The organism is Pseudomonas sp. o96-267, from assembly GCF_003935465.1.
Lineage (GTDB): Bacteria > Pseudomonadota > Gammaproteobacteria > Pseudomonadales > Pseudomonadaceae > Aquipseudomonas > Aquipseudomonas sediminis.
The window spans coordinates 1-9,832 of record NZ_RHQP01000065.1 but is presented as its reverse complement, the minus strand read 5'-3'; the positions used below and the strand labels follow the sequence as shown (position 1 = coordinate 9,832).

At 58.7% G+C, this 9,832-nt stretch carries 9 protein-coding genes; 2 read left to right on the top strand and 7 right to left on the bottom strand.

What is annotated here, in order from left to right; genetic code table 11:
* Positions 1 to 195 precede the first annotated feature (195 nt).
* Both EGJ86_RS24410 and EGJ86_RS24405 read left to right on the top strand, forming a co-directional pair.
* Entirely contained in the window at positions 196 to 912 is a 717-nt protein-coding gene (locus tag EGJ86_RS24410; protein ID WP_125836915.1) for a hypothetical protein, read from the top strand.
* Positions 905 to 1,210 carry a GIY-YIG nuclease family protein gene (locus EGJ86_RS24405; RefSeq protein WP_079385900.1) on the top strand — a complete coding sequence of 102 codons (306 nt, stop codon included), beginning with the start codon at positions 905 to 907 and terminating at the stop codon, positions 1,208 to 1,210. Before EGJ86_RS24410 ends, EGJ86_RS24405 begins: the two co-directional genes overlap by 8 nt.
* Here EGJ86_RS24405 and EGJ86_RS24400 read toward each other — a convergent pair.
* The 7 genes from EGJ86_RS24400 to EGJ86_RS25235 form a co-directional block, all read right to left on the bottom strand.
* The gene (locus EGJ86_RS24400) at positions 1,157 to 1,948 is read right to left on the bottom strand and encodes a hypothetical protein (protein ID WP_021264140.1); all 792 of its coding nucleotides are present in this window, start codon (positions 1,946 to 1,948) and stop codon (positions 1,157 to 1,159) included. The two genes, EGJ86_RS24405 and EGJ86_RS24400, sit on opposite strands and share 54 nt — an antisense overlap.
* A 5-nt stretch (positions 1,949 to 1,953) precedes the next feature.
* Positions 1,954 to 5,070: a type I restriction endonuclease subunit R gene (locus EGJ86_RS24395; RefSeq protein ID WP_125836914.1), complete on the bottom strand. Its 3,117-nt coding sequence runs from the start codon at positions 5,068 to 5,070 to the stop codon at positions 1,954 to 1,956.
* 95 nt (positions 5,071 to 5,165) lie between these two features.
* The gene (locus EGJ86_RS24390; RefSeq protein ID WP_120349604.1) at positions 5,166 to 6,101 is read right to left on the bottom strand and encodes a hypothetical protein; all 936 of its coding nucleotides are present in this window, start codon (positions 6,099 to 6,101) and stop codon (positions 5,166 to 5,168) included.
* On the bottom strand, positions 6,094 to 7,362 hold the full coding sequence (locus EGJ86_RS24385) for a restriction endonuclease subunit S (RefSeq protein ID WP_079385899.1): 1,269 nt from the start codon (positions 7,360 to 7,362) through the stop codon (positions 6,094 to 6,096). Before EGJ86_RS24385 ends, EGJ86_RS24390 begins: the two co-directional genes overlap by 8 nt.
* The gene (locus EGJ86_RS24380) at positions 7,352 to 8,953 is read right to left on the bottom strand and encodes a class I SAM-dependent DNA methyltransferase (protein ID WP_033989487.1); all 1,602 of its coding nucleotides are present in this window, start codon (positions 8,951 to 8,953) and stop codon (positions 7,352 to 7,354) included. Before EGJ86_RS24380 ends, EGJ86_RS24385 begins: the two co-directional genes overlap by 11 nt.
* The gene (locus EGJ86_RS24375; RefSeq protein WP_033989486.1) at positions 8,943 to 9,584 is read right to left on the bottom strand and encodes a recombinase family protein; all 642 of its coding nucleotides are present in this window, start codon (positions 9,582 to 9,584) and stop codon (positions 8,943 to 8,945) included. Before EGJ86_RS24375 ends, EGJ86_RS24380 begins: the two co-directional genes overlap by 11 nt.
* Positions 9,585 to 9,619: 35 nt before the next feature.
* Positions 9,620 to 9,832 (bottom strand): hypothetical protein (locus EGJ86_RS25235; RefSeq protein ID WP_218565899.1); only part of this gene is annotated, 213 nt, incomplete at its 5' end.

The window sequence follows — 9,832 nt, the reverse complement described above, 5'->3', positions numbered from 1 at the left end:
CGCTGAGTTCGGTATAAGACATAGGGGCAGCACCGTACCGGAAAGGTCAGGTGTTGCACTCAGTTTTTGCCGCCGCCTAGTATATTAATAAGGAAAGGTCACACTCGTTCTGACAAGTATGTAGTCAGAGAGCTGGGAGGTCCGATACGCCTCGCACATTACCTTCATGCCAACGGAATCATCGATTGGGGTGCGGTGAAAAAACGGGATATCGTTGATTTCTTTGAAAATTGCGCTAAAGAAGAAGTCAGGCCAATATTTCGATTTTATCGATTCATTGATACCCGGCAAAAATTCCAAGATGGCCGTGGCAGGAAAAAATCGAAGCCTTCCACCAAGCCGCCTTACAACTTCCAGCTGATGATGCCCGATGATCTTAATCGGTTTCTCGCAGAGATCCGTTCACGCACAACAGACGCCGAGTATCTTGTTGCATGGCTTGTATGCCGAATGGGCATGACAGCGACCGCAGCCTTGAAGCTCAACCTCGACTGTGTTGAAATTCACGAAAATGGCCATATCGTGATCAAACCTGCTCGGGCGTGGCTTTCCGTCCCCAAGAGCATTGAAAGGATACTCCTTGAAGTCCTTTCTGAAATAAAGCCAGATTGGGCAGAGACCCCACCCAAAGAGCGGTCACTGATAAAGCTGTTTGCCAAACACATCCCGGCACAACCATATTTCATTGACAAGGCGTTCCAAGGAAAAACACGCATCCTGCGAAACTCGGCCATCTTCTCCGCCATGATGCGTGGAAACCTTGATCGCGTAACATTACACCACGCCATGGGCGTTTCGATGCCGCACCTCGTGCAACTGGAAAAGCTGCTGTCTGCCGACATTCATTGCCGCCTTGATCCTGAGTTCATCAAGAAGCGTAACAAGCACATCCTGGGCACAGCCGATGACTGACGCAACATGGTTCGTCTACATGCTGGAATGTCGTAGCAAGCGAATCTATACAGGGGTCACCCCTCGCCTGGATCAGCGCATCCTGGCCCACCAGAAGGGCCAGGGCGCACTGTTCACCAAGCTCGACTCACCGCAAGGCCTCATTGCCGCCAAGCCCTTTCCCAGCCAGCGAGAGGCTCGCCAGGTGGAGCTGCAGGTCAAACGCCTCCCCGCAGCCTACAAGCGGACCCTGGCCCGCCTTTGGTCAGAGCAGCACCCGATCGACGAGATCGCCCAGCAGCTTTTTCCGCCGCAGTAGCACCTCATAGGTGGCGAACTGCTCATGCAGCATGACGTTGCCCACCGTGTCGTCATAGGTCGTCGCAGAGAGGATCGCCCAGTCCGGCATGGACATGATCCGCTCGACCATCGCACCGCAGTAACGGGCGTTGACCAGCTTCTGGAAGGGATGGAAAGTCGGCTGATCGTCGCGCTCCAGGCAGGCGAGAGACTCATCAATTCCTCGGCGACACGCCAGCAGAGACGATCCCTGATCAAGTGCGAAAATGACTCCACGGTCCTGATTGGACAGCTCGGCCTTGAAGTTGAGCGCTCGATCTTCATTGCCGATCCAGAGGTCGAACACGGCAATCTGTGCAGTCTCCAACGGGTACTTCTCGCATAGGCTCTTGATGGCGTAGGCATGCCCCGACTGGGTGTGCATGCCCTCTGGTAAAACCACCTCGGCATACTCGTCCGCATCAGGGTCAGCGTGATCGTCATCGGTGAAGTCGTACACGTTCAGGCTGGCCTCCGCTGCGCGCAAGGCAGCAAAGCGCAGGCGCTCATCCGTGGCAGCACGCGCAGGCACGCCAACCACCACAGGAATGCCGAGAAACATCGCCAGGCGGTTCGCCACAAGCTCGGAGTAGACCTGCGCGGTGGCAGCTTCGTGGTCAACCTTGAGAACTGCGGAGAGCTGGCCGTCCTCGGCCCCAGTTGTACTGCGCGGGTTCGGGGATGCCGAACCCGTGATTTCATAGCAAAGGATTGGCATGGCAGTCAGGGATGCTCGAATGCCCAGGCATCGGCCAACAGCTCAGCCTGCGCAATCACTTTCTCGGTCGCCTCAAGCGCCTTGTCCGGCGGGTAGCGATGCTTGGCCAGCAGCACCTTGACCATTGCCAGCATCCTGGCCCGCGCCGACTGGCGGTTCTGCCAGTTGATCGTGGCCGATTTCCGCAGCTTGTCGGTTAGCTCCAGAGCCAGAGCTTTCAGCACCGGATGCCCCAGCTCGCGAACCGCCGACTCGTTCTCGGAAAGCGCCTGGTAGAACGCGAACTCCTCCTCGCTCAAGCCCTCCGGGGGCTTGGCCGAGTTGATCTCCTGGGCGAGCTTGATCAGTTCCTCGATGACTTCGGCGGTTGTCAGGCCACGGGTCTGGTAGCGGTTGATCGCCTCTTCCAGGCGCTTGGTGAACAGCTTCGCCTGGGTAGCGTTCTTCTGCCCCCGCGCCTTGACCTGATCGGCCACCAAGCGGCTCAGCAGCTCAGCGGCCAGGTTCTTGGTGGGCATTTTCCGAATCTGCGCCAGGAAATCCTCATCCAATAGCGAGATGTCAGGCTTGCTCATGCCCAGCGTGGCGAAGATGTCCTTGACCCCATCGACCAGCACGCCCTTGGCCACCAGCTGACGCAGCGCGGCCTCCTTTTCCAGCTGCGAGCGCATTTCGCCGGAGCGGGTCAGCTTCATCAGGCAAACACGCACGGCCTGGAAGAAGGCGATCTCTTCGCGTACCGCCATCGCCTGCGCCGATGTGCCAGCCAGAGCCTGCGCCTTGGTGAGCTTGACGACCTGATCCAGATAGGCCCGCACGCCCTTGTTGCGACCCTTCTCGTCAGCTTCCGGGTTGAGCTTGAGCAGATGCTCCATTGCACCGCCAAGCAGCGCCAGGGCCTTCATAGGGTCCTCAAAGCCGCCGTAGTCGAACTTGGCGAAGAACTCGCGGCGGATCACGTCCAGAGTGTCGAGCAGGATCTTGAGAGCCTGGCCGCTGATATCGACAGGCTCACGGTCATCGCCGGTAGCCTTGGTGTAACGCCTGATGGCCTCGCGCAGCTCATGCCCGATGCCGATGTAGTCCACTACCAGGCCACCTGGCTTGTCCTTCCAGATGCGGTTGGTACGGGCGATGGCCTGCATCAGTCCATGCCCCTGCATCGGCTTGTCAACGTACAGTGTGTGGACGGGCGGAGCGTCGAAGCCGGTCAGCCACATGTCGCGGACAATGACGATCTCTAAGGGGTCATTCTCGTCCTTGAAGCGCTTGCCGAGCTGCTTTCGCTGGAGCGGGCTCGTCCTATGCTTCTGGTACTCCTCGGGATCAGCCGAGGAGCCGGTCATGATGATCTTGATCCGCCCGGAGTTGAGGTCATTGCCCTCCCACTCAGGGCGCAGCTTGACGATCTCCTCGAACAGGCGAACGGCCGCTTCACGCGAGATGGCCACCATCATGGCCTTGCCGGCAATGGCTTCCTTACGAGCCTCCCAGTGCGCGACGAAATCCTCGGCCAGGGTAGTGAGGCGGCCATCGGCCATGGCTAGTGCTTCCAGCCGCGTCAGGCGGCTGGCCGTCTTATTATGCTCGCTCTCGTCCTCGGTCTCGGTCGCCTCCAGGAATTCCTCCAAGAGATCCTGCTTTTCGGCCTCGTTGAAGCGCAGCTCGATAATCCGCGACTCGTAGCTGACCGGAACGACGGCCTCGTCTTCCTGTGCGGCAATCATGTCGTAGATATCAACGCAGGTGCCGAACACATCCTCGGTATCCCGGTCATCGTCGCTGACGGGGGTGCCGGTCATGCCCAGGTAAATGGCATTGGGCAGCGCGTCGCGCATGTACTTGGCCAGTCCGTACTTGGTGGTGCCGCTCTTGGTGTCCAGCGAGGCCTTGAAGCCGTATTGGGTGCGGTGCGCCTCGTCGGCGATCACGATCACGTTGGAGCGTTCGCACAGCTTGGGAGCGCTGGTCTGCCCGCGCTCCGGGGCAAACTTGTTGATCGTGGTGAAGAAGATGCCACCGGCCTCGACAGACGAAAGCAGGTCGCGGAGATCGTCCCGGCTGTCGGCCTGCTTGGGCGTAGCTCGTAGAGACCACCTACAGTCAGCGAAGGTCTCGAAGAGTTGCCCATCCAGGTCGTTACGGTCGGTTACCAGCACGACCGTAGGGTTCTTGAACTCCGGTCTGTCGCGTAGCGCCATCACATAGAACAGGGCCAGCAGCGACTTGCCGGAGCCCTGGGTAAACCAGATCACGCCGCCCTTGCCATCGTGACGCTCCAGTAGCGCACCCACGGCACGCTCCACGGCCTTGAGCACACCGCTGTACTGGTGCCACTGGGCAATGATCTTGAAGGACGTGCCGCCATCGGTGCCGCCGTAGGCGACGAAGCCCCGGAAGAACGTCATCAGCGTCTCGGCGTTGAGCAGGCCGCGCACCATCACTTCCAGCTCCAGAAGCGACTTGGGCGCGACTTTATCGCCGAGCAGTCGCCAGCGCGAGAAGCGGTTGAAATCGGCCGTCAGCGAGCCATAGCGGGCCACGACGCCATCGGAAATGATGTTGAGCAGGTTGAAGTAGAACAGCTGCGGGATGTCGGTCTTGTAGGTCTGAATCTGATTGAAGGCAGACTGGATGTCAGCGTTCGGGTCGGCCGGATTCTTCAGCTCGACCACCACCAGCGGCAGGCCATTCACGAACAGAACGATATCCGGCCGCCTGACCTGCTGACCATGCACAGTGAACTGCTGAACAGCCAGCAGGTCGTTCGGGCCGGCAAAGTCGATCACCTGAACCCGTGGGAAGGTTCGCGTCCCATCACTCTCGATGCGCTCGACAGGTACGCCATCGCGTATCCAGCCGTAGACCTCTCGGTTGCCGTCCACCATCGACTGCGCGCTGTAGAGGACCAGCCTGGAAACCGCGGCATCAGCTTCCGCAGTGCTGATCCCAGGGTTCAGCCTTTCGATGGCATCGCGCAGGCGGTTTTGCAGCACCACCTCGGAATACTTCTCGCGCCCGCCTTCCGTGCCGCCTGGGGAGACGACTTCGCCTTTCAGGCTGGTGAACTCCAGGCTCTCCAGCCACCCCAGGCACGCTTGCTCCAGATGGTTTTCGTTCATTCCCGCACATCGTCCTTCGGCAGATAGCGCCCCCTGCGGCCAAAGGCTCTACAGCGGGCGCCGAATGGCAAAGTGCTGATGGTTGCAGGATCACCCTAGGAAAACAATTCGCCTTGCCCAGAGGCTCGCAGAGCGCCCTGGCCAGCGGCTTCATGAAGAACGCCCTCAACCAGGTCGCTCAGCAGCAGGTCGGTATCCAGGTACTGCTCAAGAAGCTGGATGTGCTCCGGCGTGTTTTGGTCCCCGATGCGGTCATGCAGCCAGTCATCGCAGTCCTGCTTGCTCAGCAGGAGTGCCAGGCGCTCTTCTGCGCTTAGCTCCGCCAGCGCTTCTTCGGCCTTGGCCCGCACATCGGCAGCTACCTGCTCTGCAAACATGAAACCCGTGTCGAGTACACAGATTTCCGCCCAGTAGGAATCGCAGCCGTCTACGAAGCCAAAGGGCGGCATTCCGCTCAACTTCTGAATCGATGCCTCGATGACCTTGCGATCCAGCGTGGGCAGCAGCAGCTCCGCAAAGGCGTTGCCCATGTCGAGTAGCAGCTTGACGGCAGTTTTATGCTCATCCAGCTCAGCCTCCAGCTCATCCGCTGCGCTGCAAGCCTCCAGCAGTGGCAAGGCCGCCGCATCGACCAGTCGCAACGACATGGCCACGGACGGCTCCAGGCAGGCCTGCGCGGCCCATTCAAGCATCGCGGGGCTGAGGCCTGGGGCTGGGTCAATGTTCGCTCTCACACTGCGCGGCAGCGTTACCGCCTCGAAGAGATTCAGCGCCGTGCGCTGTACAGGCTGCATGCTTGCGAACGGTGGCTCGCCGCCACATTCGCTGAGATCCAGCTCAGTGCTCAGCACCCTGACCAGGCCATCGTCGGCAATGCTGATCGAGGTGATCTCCGGCTTTAGAAGGCCGGCAAGCCGGCCCTTGAGCAGCGGCAGGATCTCGACGCCCGGCCAGCGAGCCAGCTCCACGAGCAGATCGCCATCGTGGAGCAGAAAATCTGTCTCCACAGCGTGGAGAGGGTAGTTATGCATTCACAACGCTCCTGACAATGGATTCGGCTTCGGGAAGACGAATCTCGCCGGAAATCAGCTTGGGCAGCAGGGCGTCGCGAATCTTTGTTAAGACTTGCACTTGTTTACAATTTGCGAAAATTTCTGATCGCCATCCTGAAACAAGATCATCGAAGGCTCTGAATACATATTCATCAGCAATTACTACCGGCAGCCTGTAGGCATTCCCCCGATTCAAGCCAGGCACCGCCGCATCAGTATTCATTTCCTCAAGGCCAAGCGTTTTCAGAAGATAGTAGCAATACGTCAGAGGCTTATCCGTCTTAACGAAAAAAACAGTGTCGATAGGAAAGAACGGACGATCCTCCCAGTAAATACTGCCGACTGTTCCTTTCCGTCCAACCACGACTGAAGGCCCTGCAACCAAAGCCTGATTGTGATAACCAGTAATTCCGCCGGACCCATAAACTGGGACCTGGCCATCAACCCGATCAGTAGACTTCAGTGCTTTTCCATAAGCCAACTCCATCAGGTCTTCAACTTTTCCAACCCTCCATCTCTTTGGAACCATCCCTTGTTCGGAATCCTCAAAGCTGTCAGGAAAAAGTGCCGCTGTAGCAGCATCCATGCGCTCGGGTTGCCGGCCCTCAGCCTTCGCGCGCACCGGCTCAAAATCGACGAACCACGACTTGAAGATGGCTTGGGCCATGGCCTCTAGGGTGGCGTTGGTTTCGCGCAAGATGGCAATGCAATCGTCCAGCGAGCCAAGAATCTCTCCGATTCTGAGCTGGACGTGCAATGGAGGAAGCATGATGGGGACTGAAGCAAGTATGCCTGTATTCAAGTTGGGCATCGTCGCGCCCACCGCATGACGAACTAGCCACTCCTTTGTTCTAGGAGAGCGCAGGTGGTAAGAAATGAATCTTTCATCTGCAACGCTCTTATCACCAAGCCTTACCTTTAAGCACCCAGTACCACATAGCCATCCCACTTCATGCGGCTGAATTAGTGCATTTTTAGTCACATCACCACGACGACTGAAGACAATATCACCCAAGTGGAGCTTGTGCTGAGAAAGCCTTTCAACGTCTGAGTCATCAATCCTGGCAATTCCGATCTCACTAATTCCGCCATCACCAATATTGGTAGGCATAACGACAGGCACGCCATGCTCTTTATAATCTGAGGTGTGGAGCTGACTGCCGAAAGGACCAGTCTGAATTGCTCCCCCCTGAGCGTTACAGATCGCACCAAGGGTTGTGGATTGCCACTCAGAACTCATAGCCCATCCCCTTCAGCCGTTGCAGGATCACCTGCTCAATCGCGTTACGCTCAGCAATCTGAGAAACAAGCTGCTCGGTCAGACGGTCCATCTTCTCACCGAAAGGCTCGTCATCACCTTCCACCTCCTCGGCACCGACATAACGGCCCGGCGTCAGCAAGAAGCCATGCTTTTGCACATCTTCATAGCTGGCCGAGTAGCAGAAGCCCGGCACATCCTCGTAGGGCTCCCCATCGCTGAACACAGTATTCCGCCAGCGGTGGTAGGTCTGTGCGATGCGCGTCATGTCAGCGTCAGTGAACTCGACCTGGGTACGCGAGATGCGGCTGGAGGCCGACTTGCGGGCATCGATGAAGAGAATCTGGTTGCTGCGATCCGCCTTGCCGTTCGGGCCTATACGCTTGTCCCTGGAGAGGAACCATAGGCACGCGGGAATCTGGGTGTTGGAGAACAGCTGCCCTGGCAGGGCGACCATGCACTCCACTACATCCTTGATGATCATGTCCTGGCGAATCTCGCTCTCGGCGGACTGCTGCGAAGACATCGAGCCATTCGCCAGCACGACGCCCGCGCGACCGCGACTGGAGAGGCGGGCCAGCATGTGTTGCAACCAGGCGTAGTTGGCATTGCCCTTGGGCGGAATGCCATGCACCCAGCGCGGGTCGTCTTGCAGCTTCTCGGCCTCCCAATCTGAGATGTTGAACGGCGGGTTGGCCAGGATGTAGTCGGCACGCAGCGTCTTGTGCTGGTCGTTGGTGAAGGTCGAGCCGTAAGTCTGGCCAATGTTGCCTTCCAGGCCATGCACAGCCAGGTTCATCAGGCACAGGCGGCGGGTTTCGGCCATCTTCTCCTGACCATAGATCGGCAGATCACCCGAAGAGCCAAGCTGCTTGGCGTGGGCATCCTTGAACTTGGTCGACTGCACGAACATCCCGCCTGAACCACAGGCCGGGTCGTAGATGGTGCCCTTGAACGGCGCGAGGATTTCCACCAGCAGGGAGACCAAGCTCTTGGGCGTGTAGAACTCGCCGGCACGGGCACCCTCGTTCAAGGCGAACTGGCCAAGGAAGTATTCGTAGACCTCGCCGAAAACATCCCGGCTGCCGTGCTGCTTGGGGTCAAACTTCAGCTTGGCGATCAACTGGAACAGCTCGCCGAGCTTGCCAGGCTCCAGCTCCAGCCGTGAGAACTCGCGGTACAGCACGCCTTTAAGGCTGGGGTTCTCCGCCTCGATCAGCGCCATGGCCTTGTCGAGTTGCTGCGGGAAGTCGGCCGCTGCTGCCTTTTCCAGCAGCTTGCTGAACTTGGCCTCTGCCGGCACCCAGAACACGTTGTCCTGGGTGAAGAAGGTCTTGTCCTCGATGAAGACAGCAGCACTCTCGGCACGCAGTTCCTCGTCTTCAATGTACAGCTCCGACGACGGATCGGCCAGGCGCTCACGGATCACATCGGCCTGGGCGTCGTACAGGTCGGACACATACTTGAGGAACACCAAGCCCAGCACGGGGTACTTGTATTCCGCCGCCGACACCGAACCACGCAGCTTGTTGGCTGCATCCCACAGCGTCTTCTTGAACTCTTCACTGGTCATCAGCTTGATCCTTTGCCTTGCTTCTGCGTTTCGTGGTTTTCCCTGCTGCGCCGCTGTCGGTGCCAGGAAGTCCGCTGTAGCCATCACGGGCCAGGGCGGCATTGAGGGTGACGCGGGAGACGCCAAAGTGGCTGGCGACCTCGGTCTTGGTAATCAACGGGTCTGCCAGCATGGCAGCGGCCTTGCGGACATCGGTCGGGGAGAGGGACGGCTTTCTGCCTCCCTTGCGTCCCCTGGCTCGGGCCGCTGCCAGTCCGGCCTTGGTGCGCTCCTGAATCAGCGCATGCTCGAACTCGGCCAGAGCACCGAACAGGTGGAACACCAGCCGACCGCCTGCGCTGGTCGTGTCTATCGACTCGGTGAGAGAGCGGAAGCCGATCTCACGCTTATCGAGGTCATGGATGATCTCGACCAGATCCTTGAGCGACCGGGCAAGCCGGTCGAGCTTCCAGACCACCAGGGTATCGCCCTTGCGCATGGATCGCAGACAGGCTGTCAGCTCGACACGCTCGCGCAGCTTGCCGGTGGCCTTCTCATGAAACACCTGCTCACAGCCGGCCGCTCCGAGCGCATCCAGCTGGAGCTGCGGATTCTGGTCTTGGGTGCTGACTCGTGCGTAGCCAATGATCATAAAACGTACCTTATGTGTACGTTGATTGTTTTACGTCATTTCTTACGCTTGAGCAAGCCGATCAGGGGTGGTTTTGATGTCGTTTTCAGAAGACGGCTGCACTGAACGTCAGAAGCCGACTGCACTATAGCAGCGGAGGGGTTGGATCCATCAGGCAACGACGGGCTGCTGCCGGCCCAGACCGTGTAAAAACGTTGGCATCGTCCTTGCTGTGATTTGATGGATTCAAAATCAGCGGGGGACGCCAA